The sequence below is a fragment of the Amycolatopsis australiensis genome, from assembly GCF_900119165.1.
Lineage (GTDB): Bacteria > Actinomycetota > Actinomycetes > Mycobacteriales > Pseudonocardiaceae > Amycolatopsis > Amycolatopsis australiensis.
Map to the genome: position 1 here is coordinate 2,220,057 of NZ_FPJG01000006.1, position 22,609 is coordinate 2,242,665.

The window sequence follows — 22,609 nt, forward strand, 5'->3', positions numbered from 1 at the left end:
ACCCCGCCTGCTCAGCAGTACAGGTTGGCGCCGGGATCGACGCCGAGGACCGAGCTGATCTCGCGGTACTTCGAGACGCGGCTCTCGACTTGGGCGGGGTTGCCGCCGTTGCATTCGATGGAGCCGTTGATGCTGCGGATGGTTTCGCCGAAGCCGCGTTGGCCGATCATGGCGTCGTGGGGCGTCATGGTGCCGGGACCGGTCTGGGTGTTCCAGTACCAGAGGCCGGTTTTCCAGGCGATGGCGGCGTTTTGCTCGACCTGCCAGGGGTTGCCGAGCAGGTCGATGCCGAGGGCGTCGCCGGCGGCTTTGTAGTTGAAGTTCCAGCTGAGCTGGATGGGGCCGCGGCCGTAGTAGGCGGCTTGGCCGGCGGGGCAGCCGTAGGGCTGGGTGGCGTCGCAGTAGTGGGGGTAGTTGGCGGTGTTCTGTTCGACGATGTAGACGAGGCCGCCGGTTTCGTGGCTGACGTTGGCGAGGAACGCGGCGGCTTCTTGCTTTTTGACGGTGTCGTCGCCGGTGTTGGCGAAGCCGGGGTAGGCGGAGAGGGCGGCGGTGAGGCCGCTGTAGGTGTAGAAGCTGTTGCGGTTCGGGAAGATCTGGTTGAACTGGGCCTCGCTGACGACGAACGCGCCCGGGTTGCCGGGGTTCGTGCCGCCGCCGCAGTCGTAGGGTTCCCAGTACCAGGTGCTGATGACGGGGTCGTAGCCCGGGTTGGCGTTTTTGGCGCGGTAGTAGCCGCCGTTGGTGTAGCGGACGATGGCGCCGACGTCGTACCACTGGCCCGCGACCCAGTCGGGCGCGGTGCAGGCGGCGGCCGCGGCTTTCGGGGCTTGGCCGGTCGCGGCGGGCACGCCGAGCACGAGCCCGGCGACGGCGGCGAATGCGGACAGGATCGCGACGAGACGTCTTCTCAAGACTGGCTCACTCCTTCGGCCACGACTGATCGCCGGACGCGGCGGGCGTCCGGTGTCGAAGAGGGGCTCATCCGGCCGGACGAGGGTGACACCGGTCACTAGAGCAGATTGGTCTAGTCCAGTCAAGGAATGGGGGCGGGCCCGGGCAAGGGGTGTGCGCGAACGTCTCCCGGAGTGAACCGTCCCGGGGTCGGCGGCGGGGGCCGGTTCCGCCGCGGGTGAGCCTGGCGTCGGGGAACGGGCAGTCCGCTTGTCCGGGCCGCGGGCGCGTCCGCCGCGAAAACCCTGGGGACGGACGGTTTCCGCCGACGTATGTCCAGCGGGTGCCGGGGCAGGTGATCACCGCCCCGGCTGTTCAGCGTGCCTGCGGGATCCGGATCGGTGCCGTCTGCGCCAGCCGCTGCAACCGGGCCCGGCCCAGCCGGTGGAGCATCTCCCCGAGCTCCTCCGGCGCGATACTGCCTTCGAGGTCCAGCCGCGTCAGCTTGACGACGCGGTCGATCTCCGCCGCCGGGAGCCGTCCCGCGAACTCCCCGGCCAGCCACACCCCGACCTCTTGCACGACGTCAGTCCGGTGGCTTCGTACGGTCATCGCTCGCTCTCCTCGTTTCGGATCGCCTTCACCCAGGTCGAGGCGGGAAAATCCCGACCTGACGCAGGTCCGACGAACCGGCGCGCGACCCATGACGCCGAATCGCCGAAATTCCCGGCACCGGTGCTTTCCGTGTCCGTACCGGTGGAATCCGTGACGATCCCGCGTCACTCACATGGGCTGTTCGCCGCCGCAAGTTGTCGGCCGATCGGGTGGAAAACGCGGGAACCGCGCCGGTGCCGCGTGCGCGCCAGGACCCTGGAGACGTCCGGTAGTGCGGGCGTTCCCTTGCGGGACGCGGAAACGGAGACGCGATCCATGGCCCGGTACGACCGGACCGACCTCGGGGCGTACAGCCTGGGGTTGCTCGACGCCGCCGAGACGGCACAGGTGGAGCGGCACCTCGCGGCGTGCCCGGACTGTCGCCAGGAGGTCCGGGACTTCGAAGCCGTCCGCTCGATGCTCGACCACCTCGGCCGCGCCGAGCCCGCCGCCGAACCCGCCGCCGAATCCACATAGGACCGAGCGCGGAGGCTCAGCGGGACGCCGCCGCCTTGATCGTCCGGAGCACCGGCGCCGTCTCCAGCGACCGGATCGCCTCCAACGCCCCCAGCCGCTCGGTCAGGTACCGGTGCAACGCCGCCGCGTCGGCGCAGAGTGCGTGGGCCACCAAGTTCGCCGGACCCGTCGTGGCCGCCACCAACGCCAGCTCCGCGTGCGTCGCCAGCTCTCGCGCGACTTCGTCCGAATGAGCCGGCGCCACCGACATCCACAGCAGCGCGTGCGTCGTCGCGCCCAGCGTCGCCGGGTCGATCTCCAGGTCGAAGAACATCGTGCCGCCCGCTTGCAGGTCCGCCAGGCGGCGCGCCACCGTCGCGGGGGACCAGCCCGTCGCCGCGGCCAGCTCCGCCAAGCTCGCCCGGCCGTCACGCTGCAACGCCGCCATCAACGGCTCGTCTTCGCCGGTCAGCGGCTTGCCGGCGCCGTCGTGCGCCGGTGTCAAGGCCGCCACCTGCGCGGGGTCGAGGGCGCACGCCCGGCCCAGCCACGCCGCCGGGCCGCCGAAGTAGCGGTGCAGCACCTGGTGCGCCGACACCGCCGTGATGCTCGCCGTGCGCGGGATGTCGCGCAGCAGCAGCGAATGGTCGCTCGCCGCCGCCGTCGACACGTTCACGCAGATCTCCGTGCCGCCCGACATCAGCTTGATCCACGCCGTGTCGGCGCGGCGCGCCAGCGCGTGCGCCACGTCCTGCGCCGTGTGCGGTGTCGCCGTCAGCCGCACCATCCACTCGGCCTGGCCGGCGCGCTGCGGGTCCGGCAGCCCGACCACGCGAAGCGACGCTTCGGCGCGCAGCCGGCGATAGCGCCGCGCCACCGTCTGCGTCGAGACGCCGAGGACGTCGCCGATCTTCGTGAACGGCGCCCGGCCGTCGACGTGCAGCGCGTGGATCAGCGCTCGGTCCACTTCGTCGAGAGCGATGGTCATATCTCTCACGGAACCATACTCGACGGAAGAAATCCGCAAGTTATTCGCGAGAAGTGGAACCAGAAGCCCCGACGCGGCGAAGGTCGGCAACGACGAAAGGGGGCACCTCTTGCCGACCGAGACCATGACCGGGACCAAGACCCGGGCCCGCTGGGCCGCACTGGCCGTGCTGCTGACCGCCGAGGCGATGAACCTGCTCGACGCCACGATCGTCCAGGTCGCCGGCCCGGTGATCCACGCCGAGCTGCCCGGCCCGGCCGCCGACATCCCGTGGTTCAGCGCGGCCTACACGCTGCCGTTCGCCGTCTTCCTGATCACCGGCGGCCAGCTCGGCGACGTCTTCGGCCGCGCCCGGATCTTCAAGATCGGCGTGACGGGCTTCGCGCTCGCGTCGCTCGCCTGCGCCGCCGCGCCCGCCGCCGGTCCGCTGATCGGCGCCCGCGCGGTGCAGGGCGCGGCGGCCGCGCTGATCATCCCGCAGACCATCGGCCTGATCCGCGCGTTGTTCGACGGCGACGAACTCGCCAAGGCCCTCGGCACCATCGGCCCGGTGATGGGCCTGTCCGCGGTCACCGGACCGCTGCTCGGCGGGCTGCTGACGCACGCGGTGTCGTGGCGGGCGGCGTTCCTGGTGAACGTTCCGCTCGGCCTCGCCGTCCTGGCCGCCGCGCGGTTCCTGCGGGAAGACCGGGCCCGGGAACGGCCGCGGCTCGACGTCACCGGGACCGCGCTCGTCGTCGCCGGGACCGGGCTGCTCGTCTACCCGCTGATCGACCCCGCCGGGACGAACCGGTGGCTGCTCGCCGCCGGCGTCACGCTCCTGGTCGTGTTCGGGTTCCACCAGCGCCGCGCGGCCGCGCCGCTGGTCGAGCCGAGCCTGTTCGCCAGCCGCGGGTTCCCGGCCGCGCTCGCCGGGTCGCTGCTGTTCTTCGCGGTGATGACCGGGCTGATGCAGGTCATCCCGATGCGGCTGCAGCTCGGCGAAGGCGCCGACGTCCGCACCGCCGGCCTCACGCTGCTGCCGCTCTCGGCCGGCCTCGCCGTGGCGTCGTGGTTCGCCGGGGCCAAGCTGGTGCCGAAGTTCGGCGCGCGGGTGATGTTCGCCGGGCTGGCCTTGCTGCTCGCCGGGATCCTCGCGACGGCGGGCGGTGTCCCGGGCGCGCTCGCGCTGTGCGGGCTCGGCATGGGCACGTTCACCGTGCCGTTCTTCACCGCCGCTCTGCGGCGGGTCCGGCCGCACGAGACGGGCTCGGCCGCCGGCCTGCTCAACGCCGTGCAGCAGCTCGGCGGCACTCTCGGCGTCGCCCTGCTCGGCGGGCTCTACCTGAGCAGCGGGACGGCGGCCACCGCGTTCGGCGTCGCCGCCGGACTCACCGCGGCCGCCGCCGTGGCTGTCGCGCCCCTCGGCTTCGGGGGATCCGGCCGGCGGAGCCCCCGGCGACGACTCAGTAGTCATCGCGGCCGGTGAACTGCTGTTCCAGCAGCTCGGCCGCGCCGGCGACCAGTTCCAGGGGGTCGATGAACTCGTTGATGTCGAGGTTGATCAGCGGCAGCGAATGCCGGAGCACGAGGTGGTCGCCCATCACCGCCAGCCCGCCCACGACGGTCGACTCGCCGACCTCGGTCAGCACGTCGAGGAGGTCGACCTCGTCGTGGCGGGCGAACGGCGTCGCGATCTGCACCCAGTCTTCGCGCTGGTCGAGGATCTCGCGGGCGATCACCATGATCTGCGCCCGCTGCTCGGTGTCGGGGTCGTCGCCGAAGACCAGCCGGATGCGGATTTCGTCGGGTTCGTCGCGCACCACCCGGTACTCCTGCCTGATGTACGCGACCAGATCGCCCCAGTCCGCCACGCTTCCTCCGCTCTCGTGCCTGCCCGGGTGCTCAGCGTAGCGATCAAGCGGCGCCGATGCGGTCGAGATCGGCCAGCACGTCCGCGGGAAGTTCGAGCGAGGCCGCGGCGAGGTTCTCGCGCAGGTGCCCCGGCGACGACGTGCCCGGGATCAGCAGCATCGACGGTGACCGGTGCAGCAGCCAGGCCAGCGCGACCTGCATCGGCGTCGCGCCGAGCCGGGCGGCGCAGTCGTCGAGCCGCCCGGACTGCAGCGGGCTGAACCCGCCGAGCGGGAAGTACGGCACGAAGGCGATGCCCTCGGCGGCGCACTGGTCGACGAGGGCGTCGTTTTCGCGGTGCGCCAGGTTGTACTGGTTCTGCACGCAGACGACCGGCGCGATCGCCTTCGCCTCCTCGAGCTGCTCCGCGCTGACGTGGCTGACGCCGAGGTGCCGGATCAGCCCCTGCTCCCGCAGCTCGGCGAGCACCCCGAACGGCTCGGCGAGCGACATCGGCACGGGGTAGTCACCGGCGGCGTTGCTGAGCCGCAGGTTGACGACGTCGAGCACGTCGGCACCGAGGTTGCGCAGGTTGTCGTGCACCGCCTGGGTGAGGTCTTCGCGCGACAGCGCGGGCGGCCAGCCCTTGTCGGGCGAACGCCGTGCGCCGACCTTCGTGACGATCGTCAGCGACTCCGGGTACGGGTGGAGTGCCTCCTTGATCAGGGCGTTCACGGTGTGCGGGCCGTAGTAGTCACTGGTGTCGATGTGGGTGACGCCCGCGTCGACGGCCTCGCGCAGCACGGCGACGGCGGTGTCGTGGTCGCGCGGCGGCCCCCAGACGCCGGGGCCGGCCAGCTGCATGGCGCCGTACCCCATGCGCGTCACCGGTCGTTCGCCGCCGAGGGTGAAGGTGCCGCCCAGGTTCGCCATGCCGCTCCTCGCGTCGAGGTGGGTGCCGTGCCACGGGACAGCTTAGGCAAGCTCAGCCGCAGGCGCCCTTGCTGCGGAGTACCCGCGTGACGGACTCCTGCACCCGCGCCCTCGGCAGCTCACCGGTCTCGACGGCCTTGACCAGCCGGTCCAGCACCTCGGTCACCCGGCCGCCGGACGACCACAACGCCTCGTCCGCTCCGGCCTGCAGGGCCCTCAGAACCGCGTCGGGCAGCGGATACTGCGCCGTGATCGCCTTCATCGCCCCGAGGTCGTCGGTCACGGCGACGCCGGTGAACGCGAACTCCTCCCGCAGCAGCCGGTACGCGGCCGGCGACACCGAAGCGGGAACACCGTTCGTCAGATCGGGTACGTCGAGGTGGCCGACCATGATCGCGACCGGCCCGTAGTCCGCGAGCCCGCGGTAAGGCACCAGGTCGACTTCCCGCAGCTTCGCCAGCGGCGGTGTCACGACCGTGCCCTTGTGGGAGTCGCCGGAGCCGTGGCCGTGGCCGGGGAAGTGCTTCAGCACCGGCTGGATCCCCGCGTCGCGCAGGCCCTCGGCGAACGCCGTCGCGTACGTCTTCACGCGGTCCGGGTCGGGGCTGAAGGAGCGGTCGCCGATGACGTCGTCGTCCGGCGCGTCCGTGACGTCGGTGTCCGGCGCGAAGTCGACGGTGACGCCGCGCGCACGCAGCCGGCGTCCCCGCTCGGCGGCGAGCGCGCGGACCTCGGCGGGCGACTTCGTCGCGGCCATTTCGCGGGCTGACGGGATGTCGCCGTCGAGGTCGTCGATGCGCTGGACGCGGCCGCCTTCTTCGTCGACCGAAACCGCCACCGGCAGCCGCGCCGCGGCCTGGACCGCGTCCAGGGAACGATCTTTCAACAACGCTGTTGCGTTACCGCCGACGAAGATCCCGCCGACCTGGTGGTCACGCACCAGCGACACCGCGGCACCCGGGTCGTCGCCGGAAACCCCGACGACGACCAGCTGCGCGACCTGCCGCCGCACGTCCAAGCCGGTGACCAGCGCCGCGCAGTCGCCGGGCCGGGTGAGGCTCGACGTCGGGGCGGACGGCCGCGGTGAAGAAGGCGGTGAGGACGACGACGAAGACGGTGGCGCAACCGGGGACCGGGGGATCGCCAGCCCGGACACGGTCCCGGCCCGGCACCCCGTGACCAGGGAACTCACGACCAAGATGCACAACGCCACCCCCATGGCGGCCCCACGTCGGCGGTTCATCGGTCCCTTCGGCTCGTCGGCGTGCCTTCGACGGTAGCCGACGGCCTGGCTTCACGACGTGAAGAAGGCCGTGAGGACGGTTAGAGAATTCGTGAAGCCCGCCTCAGCAGACTGGCGGCACCAGGAAAACCGGACGGGGCAGGAGGCTCGATGGACCAGGTGCGAGTGGCGGCGTGGGCGTCGGACCCGATCGCGCTCACGGGGCTGACCAACCACCTGAAGTCCCGGCCGGAGCTGCTGGTCCTGCCGCGTGCCCGCCGGGCCGAGGCCGCCGTGCTCGTGTTCGCCGCCGGCCAGGTCGACCGCGAGGTGATCGCCGCGCTGCGGGCCGCGTCCGCCGAGTCGCCGGCCGCGATCGTGCTGGTCGCCGGGCATGTCGACCCCGGGCACGTCGCCCTGCTCGCCGAGTGCCACGTCTCGGCGGTACTGCCGCGGACCGCGCTCGACCGGCTCACCGGCAGCGTCCTCGCCGCCGCGCGGGGCCGCACCACGCCGTTGCGCGACCAGGTCGAAGCCTTGGCGAACGAAGGCGCGTCGGCGGCGCTGACGCCGCGCGAGGTGGATGTGCTTCGCTTGATGGCCGAAGGCTGGGACACTGCCGAGATCGCGGGCAAGCTCTGCTACTCCGAGCGGACCGTGAAGAACGTCATCTACGCCATGACCAACCGGCTCAACCTGCGCAACCGGCCGCACGCGGTCGCCTACGCCGTGCGGGCCGGTGTGATCTGAGGAAGCCCGTTGCGCCCGATCGTCCGCCGGACCGCCGCCGCGGCCGCCGCGCTGGTCCTGCTCGCCGCCTGCGGCCCGGGTGACGCCGGCGGCGGGACGAAGCTCACCATCGCCACCTTCGGCGAGTTCGGCTACGCGCCCTTGCTCGCCGAGTACCACAAGCTGCATCCCGAGATCACGGTGCAGAACCGCGTCACCGACTTCGACACCCACCACAAGGGCCTCGCGACGCAGCTGGCCACCGGCCGCGGCGCCGCCGACGTCGTCGCGATCGAAGAGCAGTACATACCGCGCTACCGCAAGGCGAAGGACAAGTTCGCCGACCTCGCCGCCTACGGCGCCCGCGACCTCGAACACCAGTGGGCGCCGTGGAAGTGGGCGCAAGGTACCGACGGCGCGTTCGTCCTCGGGCTCGGCACCGACATGGGCAGCCTGGCGCTGTGCTACCGGCGTGACCTGTTCCAGGCCGCGGGCCTGCCGGCCGACCGGGACGAGGTCGCGAAGCTGATGCCGGACTGGGACGCCTACGCGGCCACCGCCGAGCGGTTCACGAGCCGGACGCCGGAGGTGAAGTTCGCCGACTCCGCGGGCACGGTCTACACCGCGATGCTCAACCAGTCGCCGGAGAACTACTTCTCCGCGGCCGACGACTCCTTCATCGGCGACCGCAATCCCAGCGTGCGCAACGCGTTCTTCCTTTCCGGCGGCATCGCCGCGAAGGGCCAGACGGCGGCCGCCACGACGTTCACGCAGGCCTGGAACGTCGCGATCAAGCAAGGCACCTTCGCGACCGTCGCCTGCCCGGCCTGGATGCTCAGCCAGATCAAGGAAGCCGGCGGCGACGCCAACCGCGGCAAGTGGGACGTCACGACCGTGCCCGGCAAGAGCGGCAACCAGGGCGGCTCGTTCCTGGCCGTGCCGAAGCAGAGCGAGCACCCGAAGGAGGCGTACGAGCTCGCGCGCTGGCTTACCGCGCCGGAACAGCAGAAGAAGCTGTTCCTCTCCGACGGCATCCTGCCCAGCGAACCCTCGGTCTACACGGACCCGCAGGTCGTCGCGCACACCGACCCGTACTTCGGGGACGCGCCGATCGGCCGGATCTTCGCCGCTTCCGCCGACCGGCTGCGGCCCAACTACCGCGGCCTGCGCGACGCCGACGTCCGGCCCGAGTTCGGCCGCGCACTCGGGCGGATCGAAGACCGGACCGAGGGGGTCGACCAGGCCTGGGCGGACGCCGTCCGGCAGGCGCAAGCCGTGCTGAAGTAGCCGCGCGTGCTCGCTCGCTTCGACCGCAGGGTCACCCCGTTCCTGCTCGTCGCGCCCTTCTTCGCGCTCTTCGTCGTCTTCGGCGCCTTCCCGCTGCTGTACACGGCGTGGGTGTCGCTGCACGACTGGAACCTGCTCGAGGGCGACCAGGGCTACCTCGGTCTCGCGAACTACGGCGACCTGCTCACCGACCCGCACTTCTACAACGCGCTCGCCAACACCGTCGGGATCTTCCTGCTCGCCGCGGTCCCGGAGTTCCTGCTGGCGCTGGGCGTCGCGGCGCTGCTCGACCGGCCGCTGCGCGGCGCGACCTGGTGGCGCACCGGCGTCCTGCTGCCGAACGTCGTGTCCGTCGTCGCGGTCGGGCTCGTGTTCGGGCAGCTGTTCGGCCGCGACTACGGCGTCGTCAACGAAGTCCTGGGCTGGTTCGGCGTCGGGCCCGTGAACTGGCAGGCGACCACGTGGTCGTCGCACTTGGCGGTGGCGTCGATGGTGCTCTGGCGCTGGACCGGCTACAACGCGCTGATCTACCTGGCCGCGATGCAGGCGGTTCCCGGCGAGCTGTACGAGGCCGCCGCGCTCGACGGCGCCTCGCGGTGGCGGACGTTCTGGTCGATCACCGTGCCCGGCATCCGGCCCGCGCTGGCGTTCACCGCGATCGCCGGCACGGTCAACGGACTGCAGCTGTTCGCCGAGCCGCAGCTGTTCGGCGGCGGATCGGACGCCGCCGGCGGCAACGACCGCCAGTTCCAGACGCTCGTGATGTACTTGTACGAGAAGGGCTTCACGCACTTCGACGCCGGTTACGCGGCCGCGCTGACGTGGGTGCTGTTCGTGCTCTGCGCGGGCTTCGCGCTGGTCAACTACCGGCTGGTGCGCCGGTTCGTGAGGTCGGCGTGAGACGCCCCGGCGGCTGGGTCTACGCGCTGCTGGCCGGCGTGCTCGGCGCGTCGATCTTCCCGCTGTACTGGTCGTACGTGGTGTCCACCAGGGACAACTCGGCGATCGGTGAGACGTCGCCGCTGCTCCTGCCGGGCGGCCACCTCGCCGAGAACGTGCGCCGGGTCTTCGCCGCCGTCGACTTCTGGGCGGCGCTGGGCAACTCGCTGATCGTCGCGGGCACGGTCACGGTGTCCAACGTGGTGCTGGCGAGCCTCGCCGGGTTCGCCTTCGCCCGGCTGCGGTTCCCGGGCCGCAACACGCTGTTCCTGCTGGTGGTGGGCTCGGCGATGGTGCCGGCGCAGCTCGGGGTCATCCCGCTGTACCTGGTGGTCGGCGACCTCGGCTGGTACGGGCGGCTGGAGGCGGTGATCGTGCCGGGCCTGCTCAGCGCGTTCAGCGTGTTCTGGATGCGCCAGGCGTGCGAGAACGCGATCGGCGCCGACCTCGTCGACGCCGCGACCGTCGACGGCTGCTCGATCCTGCGCACCTACTGGCACGTGGCGGTGCCCGCGCTGCGCCCGGCGGCCGCGGTGCTCGCGATGCTCACGTTCCTGGCCGCCTGGAACGACTACTTCTGGCCGCTGGTGGTGCTCGACCCGAACGAGACGCCGACCGTGCAGGTCGCGCTTTCGCAGCTGGCCAGCGGGTACTACACCGACTACGCGCTCATGCTCACCGGCGCGACGCTGGGTGTCGTGCCCGTCATCGCGCTGTTCCTGCTGCTGGGCCGCCACATCGTGCGGGGGATCCTGAAAGGAGCGCCGGGATGACCTTTCCGACGGGCTTCCTGTGGGGCGCGGCGACCGCGTCCTACCAGGTCGAAGGCGGGGTGCGGGAAGGCGGCCGCGGACCGTCGGTCTGGGACACGTTCGCGGCGGTGCCCGGCAAGGTGGCCGGCGGCGCCTCCGGCGAGATCGCCTGCGACCACTACCACCGGTACGCGGCCGACATCGGCCTGCTGGCGGACCTGGGGCTGGGCGCCTACCGGTTTTCGGTGGCGTGGCCGCGGGTCATGCCGGACGGCCGGACACCGTCGGCCGCGGGGCTCGCGTTCTACGACCGGCTCGTGGACGAGCTGCTGCGCCGCGACGTCGTGCCGGTGCTCACGCTGTACCACTGGGACCTGCCGCAGGCGCTGGAGGACGCGGGCGGCTGGCCGCTGCGTGACACGGCTTCCCGGTTCGCCGAGTACGCGGTCGTGGTCCACGACGCGCTGGGCGACCGCGTGGACCAGTGGACGACGATCAACGAGCCGTTCTGCGCGGCGTTCCTGGGCTACGGCAGCGGGGTGCACGCGCCGGGCGTCCAGGACTACGACACGGCACTGGTCGCGGCGCACCACCTGCTGCTCGCGCACGGGCTGGCGACGCGGGCGCTGACGTCGCGGGCGCGGCCCGGGCACGAGTTCTCGCTGGCCCTGAACTTCGCCCCGGCCCTGCCGGACGGCACGTCCCCGGCGCACCTGGAGGCGGCACGGAAGTTCGACGGCATCCACAACCGATTCTTCCTCGACCCCGTGCTCGGCCGCGGCTACCCGCCGGACGTGCTGGCGGACGTGGCCGGGCACGGCGGCCGGTTCGCGGCGTCGGTGCGCGACGGCGACACGGACACCATCGCGGCGGCGATCGACTGGCTGGGGGTGAACTACTACGCGCCGGCCCGCGTCACGCCGCTGGCCGACCCGCTGGCACCGAGCAACTGCCCGTTGCCGGGGCTGCGGGGACTGGACGTGCTCCCCGGGGCCGGCCCGCTCACGGCGTTCGGCTGGGAGCAGTCCCCGTCGACGCTCACTTCGCTGCTGGAGCGGCTTTCCGCGGAGTCCGGCCTGCCCCTGGTGGTCGCCGAGAACGGTGCGTCCTTCGTGGACAAGGTGGTGTCCGGCCGGGTGCACGACGCGGCCCGGGTGAACTACTTCCTGGAACACCTCCACGCGGTCCACGCCGCGATCCGCGCCGGAGCCGACGTCCGCGGGTACTTCGCGTGGTCGCTGCTGGACAACTTCGAGTGGGCGATGGGCTACACGCAACGGTTCGGCCTGATCCACGTGGACTTCGAGACGCAGGTCCGGACGGTCAAGGACTCGGGCCGGTTCCTGGGCCGGGTCGCCAGGGCCAACGCGCTGCCGGAGTAGTCAGGGCCGCTGCCGGAAGGCGTCGGCGACGCCGGAGCGGGACGGCGTCTCCAGCTTGCCCAGCAACCTCGTCACGTGCGCCTGCACGGTCCGGCGCGGCAGCGACAGCTCCGCCGCGATCTCCGGGTTCGACCGGCCCTCCGCCACCAGGCTCGCGATCCGGACCTCGATCGGCGTCAGCGACTCCCAGCCGTGGCCCGGCCGGACCGGCGCGAAGAGCGCGCCCCGGCGGACCCCGAGGCGGCGCAAGCGCGTCTCCGCCCGGCGCAGGTCCCAGCGTGCCCCCAGCGCCGTGTACAGCTCGGCCGCCTCCTCGAACGCCGCGTGCGCCGCGTCCAGCCGGCCCGCGCGGGCCAGCAGCACCGCCGCGTCCTCCAGCGCCGACGCCAGTTCCGGGCGCCGGCCGACCGCGCGGAAGTGCTCCGCCGTCGCCAGTACCGCCGCCGGGTCCGCCTCGATCAGCCCGCGGCACCACGACGCCGCCGCGTGTGCCCGCGCCGGACGTCGCTCCTTCGCCGCCTCCTCCTCGCACACCGCGAGCGCGCGCCGGGCGCGGGCGACGTCGTCCTGCTCCATCGCCAGCCGGACGAACGCCGGGAGCCACTGGTGCCGCAGCATCATCTGCGCGTACGTCGGGTTCAGGATCGGCTCGAGGACGGTCAGCGCGCGGGCCCGGTCGCCGCGCTGCTCGGCCGCGAGCGCGTCCGCGACCAGCAGGAAGTCGAAGCTTTCGCGCTCGGCGCCGGTCGCCGGGGCGTACGCCTCCGCCGCGTCGAGGTGGGCCGCGGCCTGCGCGCGGTCGTCTCGGCGGCCCGCGATCAGCGCCGCGACGCCGTGCAGCAGCAGCGCCGCCGGGCCCGGCTCGCGCAGGCCGTAGAACGTGATCGCCGGGCCGTCCTCGGTGACCGTGTCCAGCTCGACCAGCGCCTCGTCCCAGCGGCCCTCCCAGTACCGGTGCACCGCGGCCGACACCTGCAGCCCGACCGGCATCGCGTGCCGCGTCGCGACGTCGCCTGCCGCGCGCAGCGCCGCGTCCGCTTCGGCCAGGCGGTCGAGGTTCTGCAGGGTGAACACGCGGTTGTCGAGCAGGTCGAGGTGCAGGTCGGCCAGCTCGGGTTCGTCGCCGACGGCCTCGATCGCCGCGTCGACGTGCGCCAGCGCGCTGTCGTGCTCGCGCCGGACCGAATCCACCAGCCACAACGTCTGCAGCGCGTGCGCGGTCAGGTACCGGTCCCCGCCGGCGAGCGCCTTCGTCTCGTGCGCCGCCTTTTCCGCCGCGTCCAGATCGGACAGATCGCCACGGCGGAAGTTCGCCAGCAGCTGCCGGTGCTTGACCCGCCACAGCTCGGGCACGGCCGGGTCGTCGACCGACGCGGCCAGCGTCGCGACCGCGCCTCCGGTGTCGCCACGGCGGTGCCGCAGCGCCGCGAGGATGTGCCGCATCTCCTCGGCCGCGTCGGGCTCGGTGGCCACGTCAAGGGCTTGCCGCGCCAGGCTTTCCGGGTCGCGCTCCAGCCGGAACAGCACCTTGACCAGCGCCACCAGCAGGACCTCGCGCCGCGGTCCCGCTCCCGCCGCCAGTGCCCGCTCCAGCAGCTCGACGGCGATCAGCGGCGCCCGGTTCGACACGGCCGCGTGGTGCGCGGCGAGCCAGTCCAGCACCCATTCGTCCACTGTGGCCGGGGCGGCGACCAGCTGCTCGGCGACCCGCTTGACCGGCGCGCCGATCCCGGCGAGCGCTTCGGCCGCCTGCCGGTGCAGCGCCGCCCGCGTCCCGGACGGCAGCCGGTCGTAGAGCGCCTGGCGCAGCAGGGGGTGCCGGAACGCCAGCTGCGTCCCGGTGTCGATCAGGACGTTCGCCGCGACGGCTTCTTCGAGCGGCTCCAGCAGGTCCGACGGCCGCGTGCCCAGCACCGCGGCGATGTCCCCGACGGCGAACTCCATGCCCAGCAGCGCTCCCCAGCGCAGCACTTCCTGCGTCCGGTCCGGGAGGAAGCCGAGCCGCCGGTCGACGGCGGCGACCAGCGACGGCGGCGCCTCGAACTCCGCCGGGTCGTCGACGTCGGCTTCGCCGCCGCGCACCTCGACCGCGCCCGCGCGCAGCAGGACGTCGACCATTTCCTTGACGTACAGCGGGTTCCCGGCACCGCGGGCGGCCAGCTCGCGCAGGCCGGGCCCGGGTGCCGCGCCGATCTGGTCCTCGATCAGCCGTCCGACATCTTCGCCGGTCAGCGGCGCGAGGTCGAGCACGACGCCGTCACGCGCCTGGACCCCGCGCCGCAGCTGGGCGAGCTCGGCGCGGCCGGGCGCCGGCCGGGTCGCGGCCACCAGCAGCAGCGGCAGCTGGCGGGTCGCCGCGCACAGGCGGTGCCAGACCAGCACGGACGCCTCGTCCGCCCACTGCAGGTCGTCGACCACCAGCACCAGCGGCGAGTCCGCGCACAGCTCGTCGACCAGGGCCAGCAGCCGGTCGACCGCGCCGGGCACGGGGTCGGCGGGCCACCGGCTGCGCCGCGCCGGGCCTTCGCCCGCGAGTTCGTGCGCCACCCGCGCGCGCCGCGGGTCCGGTGAACCGGCGTCGATCGCCAGGCACTCCAGCATCACCTGCAGCGGGAACCGGGTGCTCAGCTCGTCGGCCGCCGCCCAGAGCCGCTGGAAGCCGGGGCCGTCCGGCAGCGAGCTGGTGAGCAGCTCGGACTTGCCGATGCCGGCCTCGCCTTCGATCCAGACGGCCCGGCCGCGCCCGGCCCGCACGCCGGCGACGAGCTCGGCGAGCTTCGCCGTTTCGGCTTCCCGGCCGTAGAGCCGGTGCGCGGTGACCTCGACCGGGACCGCGGGCGCGTCGAGCGCCGGGTCCTGGGCGAGGATCTGCTGGTGCAGCCGCTGCAGCGCCGGGCTTGGTTCGACGCCGAGCTCGGCGACCAGGGTGGCGCGGGCGTCGCGGAAGACGTCGAGGGCGTCGGCGGGCCGTCCGCTGCGGTAGAGGGCGAGCATGAGCGACTCGCGCAGCGACTCCCGCAGCGGGTGTGCACCGGCCAGCACCGCCAGCTCGGGCGCGAGGTCGAGGTGCGCGCCGAGCGCCAGCAGCGCGCGGGCCCGCCGTTCGAGCGTGTCCAGCCGCAGCTCGGCGAGGTACTCGCGGTGCCGCTCGGCGAACCCGCCGGGCACCCCCGAAAGCGCTTCACCCTGCCAGAGCGCGAGGGCCGCGTCGAACTCGGTGACCGCCGCCCGCGGATCACCCCGGTCGAGCAGCTCCTGCGCGCGTTCGCGGTGCTGTTCGAAAACGGCCGCGTCGAGCGCGCCTTCGTCCAGCCGCAGCGAATACCCCGCAGGATCCGAGACCAGGACGCTGGCGGCGGACCAGCGTGACCGGCCCGGTTCGAGCGCCCGCCGCAGGCCCGAGACGTAGGTGTGGACGCTGCCCTCGACGCTCGCGGGCGCGGAGTCACCCCAGACGCCGTCGATCAGCTCGGCGCGGGGGACCGGACGACCGGCGTTGACGGCGAGGACGGCGAAGATCGCGCGCTGACGAGCGGGACCGAGGCCGATCTCGGCCGTCCCGCGCCACGCCCGCAGGGGGCCGAGCAAGCCCACCCGCAGACCCGCGCCTTCTGGCATCGCGCCGTCCCCTCTGGGGTTCGGACCCCAGACCCCTGCCCCAGGGACATCCCTTGCTGACCTTACCGACGCGGCAACCCCGCCCCGGGTTGCGCGCCGGCCTCACGACCCTTGGCCGGCCGGGAAGCCGGGCCTACTCGCCGGCGACGAGCCGCGGCCGGGCCGAACCCGCGCGCCGGATGCCGAACGGCTGCATCCGGCTCTCCGCGCGGCGCACGTCCCACACCGCGCCCATCCCGGTGTACGCCGTCAGCGCGGCCCGGAACGCCGTGCGGGCCTCGGTGAGCGAACCCGACTCCGCCAGCAGGATCGCCGCGTCCTCGGTCGCCTTGGCCTGGTTCAGCAGCCGGCCCGCCGCCCGGTAGTGGGAAACCGCCGTCAGCACCGGTTGCGGGTCGCCGGTGACCAGGCCACGGCAGTGCGCGGCGGCCGCCGCCCGCGCGAGCGGGACCTCGCCACCGGGCTCCAGCACGCGCAGCGCTTCCCGCGCCCGCTCGCTGTCGCCGAGTTGCCGAGCGAGCCGCGCCAGGTCCGGCAGCAACTGGTGGCGCGCGGCGGCCGGGTGGTCGTCCTCCAGCAGCGGCAGCAACGCGGCCAGCGCCGCCTCCGGACGCCCGTCCTGCTCGGCCAGCAGCGCCCGCGCCGCGAGCACGAAACCGCCGCCGGGCCCGAGGTCCGGCGGCCACTGCTCACGGCCTGCCGCGTCGAGGTGCGTCCTCGCCAGGACGACTTCGCCGCGGTGCCCGGCGATCAGCGCGCCGACGCCGTGGACCAGCAACGCCGGACCGGGACCGCGCACCACGTACGACGCCGTCTCCGCGCCGTCGCGAGTCACCGCGTCCAGCTCGTCCAGCGCCTCCGGCCAGCGGCCCAGCCAGTAGTAGTGCACCGCGCCGGCGAGGTGCGTCTCGCCCGGGACCGCGCGGGTCGCGGCGATCCGCCGGGCGGCTTCGAGGGGTTCGGCGGCTTCGCCGAGGCTGTCGATGGGCGGCACGACCAGCGCCGCGTCCTCCAGCGGGTGCAGCCCGGCCGGCGCCAGGACGGTGTCTTCGCCGAGCTTCTCCAGCGTGGCCAGCAGGGACTCGTGCCGTCCCCGCCACATCTCCGGGACGCCGGTGTCGTCGAGGGTCCGTTTCAGCTTGGCGGTCGCCTCGGCGAAGTCACCGCGCCGGTAGTGGACGTAGGCGAGGATCCAGCGCATCTCGGCCGCGCGCGTGCGATCGGACGTCCGCGCGACGACCGAGCGCGCTTCGGCCTCGGGTTCCCGGCCGAGCCAGAACAGCAGCCGGGCGAGCGTCGCGGTCAGCGTCTCCCGCGCGTCCGGCGGCAGCGTGCCCTGGGTGACGGCGTGCCGCAGCAGGTCGACGGCCGTCCGCGGGGTTTCGGCGGCGACCGTGCCGATGTTCTCCAGCAGCCACGCCGTCACCCACGGGTCGACCTGCGCGGGCGCGGCGGCGAGCTGTTCGGCGACGCGGGCGGCGGGCGCGCCGGCAGCGGCGAACGCCTCGGCCAGCTGCCGGTGCAGCGCCACCCGCATCGCCGCGGGCGTCTTCTCGTAGAGCACGCGGCGCACCAGCGGGTGCCGGAACGCCAGCCGGTCACCCGACTCGACGAGCACCCCGGACGTGATCGCTTCGTCGACCGCGCCGACCAGCGCCGTCGGCGGCCGCTCGGTGGCGACGGCGATGTCCGACAACGAGAACTCGCGGCCCAGCAGCGCGGCCCACCGCAGCGTGTCCCGGGTGCCGCTGGACAGGAAGCTCAGGTACAGCGTGACGCGCGAGCCCAGCGGCGCCGGGATGCTGTGGCACGAGTCGCCGTCGGGGTGCGCGTGCACGCCGTCGAGCACGATCATCGACTGCGCCAGCAGCGTCTCGACGATTTCCCGGGTGTAGCGCGGGTTTCCCGAGCCGTAGGAGATCAGCGTCCGCAGGCCCGGGCCGGGTGGCGCGCCCACCAGCTCGGTGGCGAGCTCGTGCGTGTCGGCTTCGGTCAGCGGCGGCAGCACGAGGACGGTGGTGACATCGTTGTCGAGTTTGGCTCGCAGCTGTTCGAGCGCCGCCGGGCGCGGCACCGGCCGGCACGCGCCGGCGAGCAGCAGCGGCAGCTCCCGCGTCTCGCGGCTCAGGTACCGCCAGACGCGCAACGTCGTGTCGTCGGCCCACTGCAGGTCGTCGACCGCGAGCACCAGCGGGCCTTCCGCGCACAGCTCGCGGACCAGCCCGAGCAGGCCGTCGACGGGGTCCTCGCCGGGCTCGGCCAGCCGGACGGCCAGGTTCGCGCGGCGCTCGTCGTCCGCCCGCGGGTGCACGCCGAGCGCGTCGAGCAGCGGCCGCAGGGCGAACCGCTGGTCGAGCGCGTCCGCCGCGGCGAACGCGGGCCGGAAGTCCGCGGCCATGGCGAGCAGTTCCGCCAGCAGCGCGGTGCGGCCGCTGCCCGGCTCGCCTTCGAGCCACAGGGAGTGCCCGGTGCCTTCGCCGAGCGCGGCGACGGCTTCGCGCAGCCGCGCCAGCTCGCTCTCCCGGCCGACGAAGACGTCGGCGCGGTCCGGCGGTGACGGGACCGGCATCCGCGTCACGCGCACGGACGGGATCGGTTTCGGGGCCGGCGCGGGCTTTTCCAGCAGCTGCTCGTGCAGCCGCCGCAGCGCCGGACCGGGCTCGGTGCCGGCGGACTCGACGAGCCGGTCGCGCAGGTCGGTGTAGACGGCGATCGCCTCGGTCCGCCGGTCGGCGCGGGCCAGTGCCCGCATGAGCAGGCCACGCAAGGTTTCGCGCAACGGGTGTTCGCGGGTCAGCGCGGTCAGCTCGGCGACGAGCTCGGCGTGCCCGCCGGACTCCAGCACCAGTTCGGCGCGCCGCTCGATCGTGGCCAGCCGCACCTCGGCCAGCCGGGCGCGCTGCGCGGCGGCGAACGGCCCCGGCAGGCCGGACAGCGGGACGCCGTGCCAGAGATCCAGGGCGTCGTCGAGGATTTCCCGGGCCCCGCGCGGATCTCCGGCCGACTGCTTGCGCTGCGCGAGCTCCCGCAGCGCTTCGAACCGGTGGACGTCGATCGCCTCGGGGTCGAGCCGGAGCGAATAGCCGGACCCGATCGACGCGAGCAGCTGCGGGCCTTCGCCCTTGGCGCGCCCGGGTTCCAGCGCGCGCCGCAGCCCGGAGACGTAGGTGTAGATCGAGCCCTGCGCGCTCTGCGGCGGCGCCTCACCCCAGACGGCGTCGATCAGCTCCTCGCGCGATACCGTGCGGTGCGGGTTCATCGCCAACGCGGCGAGAACCGTCCGACGGTGCGCGGAGCCGAGGTCGAGCTCCGTTTCGCCCTGCCAGGCCTTCACCGGGCCGAGCAGCTGGAGTCTCGGTGCGGAGCCGTCCGCAGCCGACATCGATCTCCCTTTCTGCGCTGACGAACCGTCACGCGCCGGATGCCTGACGTGAGCATACGCGGACCTCGTGAACCGGCAGGCAAGGATGGCGGACATTCGGGCAACGGCGCACCGCCGGGGTTCCGCGGCGCGGCCGGCGTGCGCGACGCTGCGGGGCGACGAGCCTTCACGGGCGTGAAGACGGAATAGGGAAGGCGTGAAGACGCGCCGTCCACACTGCGTCCATGAAGCCCGTCGAAGTGGCCGTCCTCGCCTCGGACCCGATCACCCACGCCGGCGCGGTGAGCCTCCTGGACGCCCATCCCGACGTCCGGGTCACCGACCTCGTGCCCGACGTGCTGCTGGTGATGGAGGACCACGTCACCGAGGCCGTGCTCGGCGAGATCCGTGCGGCCAAGGCGTCGCACGTCGTGCTGGTCGTCGAGCACTTCCGCGAGAGCGATCTGATGTCGGTGCTGGAGTGCGGCGTCGTGGCGATCCTGCCGCGCCGGGAGACGGGCGGCGCCGAGCTGGTGACGGCGGTGCTCGCCGCGGGCGACGGCACGGCGAACCTGCCGCCGCGGCTGCAGGGCGCGCTGCTCGCCCAGGTGCAGCGGATGCGCAAGGACGTCCTGGAGCCGAACGGCCTGACCCTCTCCGGGCTCGCCGCGCGCGAATGCGACGTGCTGCGCCTGGTCGCCGAGGGCTTCGGGACCGAGGAGATCGCGGCGAAGCTGTGCTACTCGGAGCGGACCGTGAAGAACGTCCTCTACGGCCTGATGACGCGCTGCGGGCTCAACAACCGCGCGCACGCCGTCGCCTACGCGCTACGGGCGGGCGCAATCTGAGACGTTTTCCTTGCCACTGTCACCTTTCGGTGGGCTAGGGTCTCGATCATGGTGTCGACCGCAGCAGAGATCGCGGCCTCCGTGCGGGCCGGCGACCTCGATCCGGTGCAGGTGACCAGGGAAACCCTCGAGCGGATCGCCGCGGCGGACGGCGTGGTCGGCGCGTTCCGCAAAGTGCGGGCCGAGGAGGCGCCGGCGGAGGCCGCGGAAGTGGCCGCGCGCCCGGATCTCGCTTCGCTGCCGCTGGCCGGGGTGCCCGTCGCGGTCAAGGACGTCACGGAGATCGCGGGCGAGTTCGCTTCGCACGGTTCGCAGGCGGGGCCGTCGGTGCCGGCGGCCGAGGACGGCGTGATCGCGGCGCGGCTGCGGGCGGCCGGCGCGGTCCTCGTCGGCCTGACGCGGGTGCCGGAGCTGTGCGTCTGGCCGATGAGCGACACCCCGGACGGCATCGCCCGCAACCCGTGGGACCCGACGTACGCCGCGGGTGGCTCGTCCGGCGGCAGCGCGGCGGCGGTGGCGGCCGGGCTGGTGCCGCTGGCGCACGGCTCGGACGGCCTCGGCTCGATCCGCCTGCCGGCGGCGATGTGCGGGCTGGTCGGGCTGAAGCCGGGTTCGGACCTGCTGCCGGAGGGCGGCTGGTTCGGCATGTCGGTGCACGGCCCGCTGGCCACGACGGTCGCCGACGCGGCCCTGCTGCTCTCGGTGCTGGCGGACCGGCCCTCGCTGGCGGAGGTGCCTGTGCCGTCTCCGGTGCGTATCGGCATGTCGACAACGGTGCCGCTGCTGCACACGCCGGTCCCGAAGGAGCTGGTGGCGGCGGTTTCGCGCGCGGCGGGCCTGCTGGCGGCGGCCGGGCACACGGTCGCCCCGGAGGCGCCGCGCTACCCGGCGACGATGGTGCTGGGCATGACGGCCCGCTGGTGCGCGGGCCCGGCGCAGCAGGCCCGCGACTTCGACGTCCGCCACTTCCAGCGGCGGACCCGCGCCCACGTCCGCGCGGGACGGCTGCTGTTGCGGGCGGGCCTGATCCGCGAGCAGACGCGGCAACGCTGGCTTTCCCGGGCGGAGGAGTACTTCGCGGCCCACGACGTGCTGATGACGCCGACGCTGTCGCACTGGCCGGTGAAGGCGGGCCGCTGGCACGAGCGCCGGTGGTTGTCGAACGTCCTGCCGTCGACGCGCTTGGCGGGGTTCACCGGCCAGTGGAACCTGGCGGGCTACCCGGCGATCACGGTCCCGATCGGCCGGTCGGCGGTCTCCGGCCTGCCGACGTCGGTGCAGCTGGTGACCCGCCCGGGCGGCGAGTCGCTGCTGCTGGGCCTGGCGGCCCAGCTGGAGTCGGCGAACCCGTGGCCCCGCACAGCCGGAAAGCCGTGAATGCCACCTTGACGGACCCTTCGTCCCTCGAGGTGGCATTCACGGCTTCGGCGTGCGTCAGGAGCCCGGCTTGCCCGCCGCCGGGGACAGCGGCTTGGCGCCGTTGCCGTTGGCCGGCTTGGTCGCCGGGCCGTTCGGCTTGGCGGGCGTGTTACCCGGCTTGGGCGCGGGCTTCACGGCGGCCTTCACCGCCGCCGGGATCGCCGGCTGCACCACCGGGACCACCGGCGCGGCCTCCGCCGAGTCGCCGCCCACCAGCTGGGACGCCTGCGGGATCACCGCCTCCTCCGGCAGCGCCGCCAGGTGCGTCTCGCTGCGGTTGAGGATGTCCTCGGCCATCGCCAGGCTCTTGCGGGCCTGCTCGCGGATCTCCGCCAGCCGCTCGACCTTGCGGTTCGCCGCCGTCGTGCGCTGGGCCGCCTGGGTGGTCGCCTCGTCGAGCCGGCGCTTGGCCTCCGCCGTGGCTTCGTCGAGCCGGCGCTTGGCTTCCGCCGTCGCCTCCGCGATCCGGCGCTCGGCCTGGTTCTTGCTCGCCGTGCGCTGGTCGGCGATGTGCTTCTCCAGTGCCGCCTTCTGCGCGGCCATCGACGCCTCGAACTCGCGCTCGAGCTTCCGCCGCTTCCGCTCCGCCTCGTTGTCCAGCAGCTCCCGGCGCTGGGCCGCCTCGACGGTCAGCCGCTGCACCTCGGCGCGCGTCTCCGCCAGCGCGGCCTCGTGCTCGGAGTGCAGCAGGTCGGCCTGCTTGTCCAGCTCCGCGACCAGCTTCGTGTACCGCTCACGCAGCTTCTTCGACGCCTCGGTGGACGACGCCCACGTCTTCTCCGCGGCCACCTCGGCGCGCTTGATGATCTCGTCCGCGCGGGCCTGCGCGAGCGTCACCGTCCGCTGCATCCGCTCGTCGAGGTCCTCGAGCCGCTCCGGCGGCTTCTTCAGCTCCTCGACGCGGGCCTCGAGCGACGCGACCTGCTGCCGGACCGACTCCAGCTCACGGGCCGCGGCGGCGGCCTGCGCGGCGGCGGCGTCGCGCTCGCTGAGCACACGGCGCAGCTGGGCCTCGACGTGGTCGAGGTACTGCCGGACCTCGTTGCGGTCGAAGCCGTGCCAGGCCTGCGTGTATTCACGACGGAGGGGGAGGAGGCCGTTGAGGGCGGGTGCGGCGGGGTCGCGCTCAGGAACCATGCGCCCGACCGTACCCGGGGACCGTCCGCCTCCGCCGTCCGGCTTAACGAATCACCAACACGTGTCGCCGTGTCGCCGGAATGGCCTCACCCCGGAAACGCAGCGTGAGGCTCGCCCGGCCGCCGCGGGACATCCGCGCTGACCAGCGGCCGGGCCC

18 protein-coding genes are annotated in these 22,609 nt (G+C 73.4%); 9 read left to right on the forward strand and 9 right to left on the reverse strand.

Annotated features, from left to right (window positions below; all coding sequences use genetic code 11):
- Positions 1-11: 11 nt before the first annotated feature.
- Entirely contained in the window at positions 12-914 is a 903-nt protein-coding gene (locus BT341_RS11955; protein WP_425426343.1) for a glycoside hydrolase family 19 protein, read from the reverse strand.
- A 355-nt stretch (positions 915-1,269) separates the two neighbouring features.
- Positions 1,270-1,506, reverse strand: coding sequence for a hypothetical protein (locus BT341_RS11960; RefSeq protein WP_072476360.1), 237 nt, complete (start codon positions 1,504-1,506; stop codon positions 1,270-1,272).
- Positions 1,507-1,824: 318 nt separating this feature from the next.
- Between BT341_RS11960 and BT341_RS11965 the strand changes: the two genes are divergently transcribed.
- A complete protein-coding gene (locus tag BT341_RS11965; protein WP_072476361.1) occupies positions 1,825-2,025 on the forward strand; it encodes a zf-HC2 domain-containing protein in 201 nt (66 codons plus the stop codon).
- A gap of 16 nt (positions 2,026-2,041) precedes the next feature.
- Here BT341_RS11965 and BT341_RS11970 read toward each other — a convergent pair whose 3' ends face one another.
- Complete coding sequence (locus tag BT341_RS11970) at positions 2,042-2,992, reverse strand: Lrp/AsnC family transcriptional regulator (RefSeq protein ID WP_072476362.1); 951 nt, start codon at positions 2,990-2,992, stop codon at positions 2,042-2,044.
- 109 nt (positions 2,993-3,101) lie between these two features.
- Between BT341_RS11970 and BT341_RS11975 the strand changes: the two genes are divergently transcribed.
- On the forward strand, positions 3,102-4,460 hold the full coding sequence (locus BT341_RS11975) for an MFS transporter (protein WP_425426344.1): 1,359 nt from the start codon (positions 3,102-3,104) through the stop codon (positions 4,458-4,460).
- On the opposite strand, the gene BT341_RS11980 is transcribed toward BT341_RS11975, so the two are convergent.
- Genes BT341_RS11980 through BT341_RS11990 form a run of 3 tightly spaced genes read right to left on the reverse strand, consistent with a single transcriptional unit; the run spans position 4,438 to position 6,977 of the window.
- The gene (locus BT341_RS11980) at positions 4,438-4,845 is read right to left on the reverse strand and encodes a hypothetical protein (RefSeq protein ID WP_072476363.1); all 408 of its coding nucleotides are present in this window, start codon (positions 4,843-4,845) and stop codon (positions 4,438-4,440) included. The two genes, BT341_RS11975 and BT341_RS11980, sit on opposite strands and share 23 nt — an antisense overlap.
- 43 nt (positions 4,846-4,888) lie before the next feature.
- Complete coding sequence (locus BT341_RS11985) at positions 4,889-5,758, reverse strand: oxidoreductase (RefSeq protein ID WP_072476364.1); 870 nt, start codon at positions 5,756-5,758, stop codon at positions 4,889-4,891.
- A 52-nt stretch (positions 5,759-5,810) separates the two neighbouring features.
- Positions 5,811-6,977, reverse strand: a complete 1,167-nt coding sequence (locus tag BT341_RS11990; RefSeq protein ID WP_143168880.1) for a glycoside hydrolase family 3 N-terminal domain-containing protein — start codon at positions 6,975-6,977, stop codon at positions 5,811-5,813.
- Positions 6,978-7,151: 174 nt separating this feature from the next.
- Between BT341_RS11990 and BT341_RS11995 the strand changes: the two genes are divergently transcribed.
- The 5 genes from BT341_RS11995 to BT341_RS12015 are packed head-to-tail and all read left to right on the forward strand — an operon-like array spanning position 7,152 to position 12,069.
- A complete protein-coding gene (locus tag BT341_RS11995; protein WP_072476365.1) occupies positions 7,152-7,730 on the forward strand; it encodes a helix-turn-helix transcriptional regulator in 579 nt (192 codons plus the stop codon).
- A gap of 9 nt (positions 7,731-7,739) precedes the next feature.
- Entirely contained in the window at positions 7,740-8,996 is a 1,257-nt protein-coding gene (locus tag BT341_RS12000) for an extracellular solute-binding protein (protein WP_072476366.1), read from the forward strand.
- Positions 8,997-9,002: 6 nt separating this feature from the next.
- Complete coding sequence (locus BT341_RS12005; protein WP_072476367.1) at positions 9,003-9,896, forward strand: carbohydrate ABC transporter permease; 894 nt, start codon at positions 9,003-9,005, stop codon at positions 9,894-9,896.
- Complete coding sequence (locus BT341_RS12010; RefSeq protein ID WP_072476368.1) at positions 9,893-10,708, forward strand: carbohydrate ABC transporter permease; 816 nt, start codon at positions 9,893-9,895, stop codon at positions 10,706-10,708. Before BT341_RS12005 ends, BT341_RS12010 begins: the two co-directional genes overlap by 4 nt.
- The gene (locus tag BT341_RS12015; RefSeq protein WP_072476369.1) at positions 10,705-12,069 is read left to right on the forward strand and encodes a GH1 family beta-glucosidase; all 1,365 of its coding nucleotides are present in this window, start codon (positions 10,705-10,707) and stop codon (positions 12,067-12,069) included. The genes BT341_RS12010 and BT341_RS12015 overlap by 4 nt, the downstream gene beginning before the upstream one ends.
- On the opposite strand, the gene BT341_RS12020 is transcribed toward BT341_RS12015, so the two are convergent.
- Complete coding sequence (locus BT341_RS12020) at positions 12,070-15,687, reverse strand: ATP-binding protein (protein WP_245804943.1); 3,618 nt, start codon at positions 15,685-15,687, stop codon at positions 12,070-12,072. It lies immediately after the preceding gene.
- A gap of 133 nt (positions 15,688-15,820) precedes the next feature.
- Positions 15,821-19,069, reverse strand: a complete 3,249-nt coding sequence (locus tag BT341_RS12025) for an ATP-binding protein (protein ID WP_072476371.1) — start codon at positions 19,067-19,069, stop codon at positions 15,821-15,823.
- A gap of 224 nt (positions 19,070-19,293) precedes the next feature.
- On the opposite strand from BT341_RS12025, the gene BT341_RS12030 reads away from it, so the two are divergent.
- Entirely contained in the window at positions 19,294-19,896 is a 603-nt protein-coding gene (locus BT341_RS12030) for a helix-turn-helix transcriptional regulator (RefSeq protein ID WP_072476372.1), read from the forward strand.
- 48 nt (positions 19,897-19,944) lie between these two features.
- Entirely contained in the window at positions 19,945-21,273 is a 1,329-nt protein-coding gene (locus tag BT341_RS12035; protein WP_072476373.1) for an amidase, read from the forward strand.
- A 57-nt stretch (positions 21,274-21,330) separates the two neighbouring features.
- Here BT341_RS12035 and BT341_RS12040 read toward each other — a convergent pair whose 3' ends face one another.
- On the reverse strand, positions 21,331-22,452 hold the full coding sequence (locus BT341_RS12040; RefSeq protein WP_072476374.1) for a coiled-coil domain-containing protein: 1,122 nt from the start codon (positions 22,450-22,452) through the stop codon (positions 21,331-21,333).
- Positions 22,453-22,609 lie beyond the last annotated feature (157 nt).

What these genes read in the sequence shown, in the direction of transcription:
- BT341_RS11965 (WP_072476361.1), top strand. Translation starts at nt 1,825, where the DNA reads ATGGCCCGGTACGACCGGACCGACCTCGGGGCGTACAGCCTGGGGTTG.
- BT341_RS12040 (WP_072476374.1), bottom strand. Translation starts at nt 22,452, where the DNA reads ATGGTTCCTGAGCGCGACCCCGCCGCACCCGCCCTCAACGGCCTCCTC.
- BT341_RS12035 (WP_072476373.1), top strand. Translation starts at nt 19,945, where the DNA reads ATGGTGTCGACCGCAGCAGAGATCGCGGCCTCCGTGCGGGCCGGCGAC.
- BT341_RS11960 (WP_072476360.1), bottom strand. Translation starts at nt 1,506, where the DNA reads ATGACCGTACGAAGCCACCGGACTGACGTCGTGCAAGAGGTCGGGGTG.
- BT341_RS12025 (WP_072476371.1), bottom strand. Translation starts at nt 19,069, where the DNA reads ATGTCGGCTGCGGACGGCTCCGCACCGAGACTCCAGCTGCTCGGCCCG.
- BT341_RS11990 (WP_143168880.1), bottom strand. Translation starts at nt 6,977, where the DNA reads ATGGGGGTGGCGTTGTGCATCTTGGTCGTGAGTTCCCTGGTCACGGGG.
- BT341_RS12030 (WP_072476372.1), top strand. Translation starts at nt 19,294, where the DNA reads ATGAAGCCCGTCGAAGTGGCCGTCCTCGCCTCGGACCCGATCACCCAC.
- BT341_RS11995 (WP_072476365.1), top strand. Translation starts at nt 7,152, where the DNA reads ATGGACCAGGTGCGAGTGGCGGCGTGGGCGTCGGACCCGATCGCGCTC.
- BT341_RS11970 (WP_072476362.1), bottom strand. Translation starts at nt 2,992, where the DNA reads ATGACCATCGCTCTCGACGAAGTGGACCGAGCGCTGATCCACGCGCTG.
- BT341_RS12015 (WP_072476369.1), top strand. Translation starts at nt 10,705, where the DNA reads ATGACCTTTCCGACGGGCTTCCTGTGGGGCGCGGCGACCGCGTCCTAC.
- BT341_RS11985 (WP_072476364.1), bottom strand. Translation starts at nt 5,758, where the DNA reads ATGGCGAACCTGGGCGGCACCTTCACCCTCGGCGGCGAACGACCGGTG.
- BT341_RS12020 (WP_245804943.1), bottom strand. Translation starts at nt 15,687, where the DNA reads ATGCCAGAAGGCGCGGGTCTGCGGGTGGGCTTGCTCGGCCCCCTGCGG.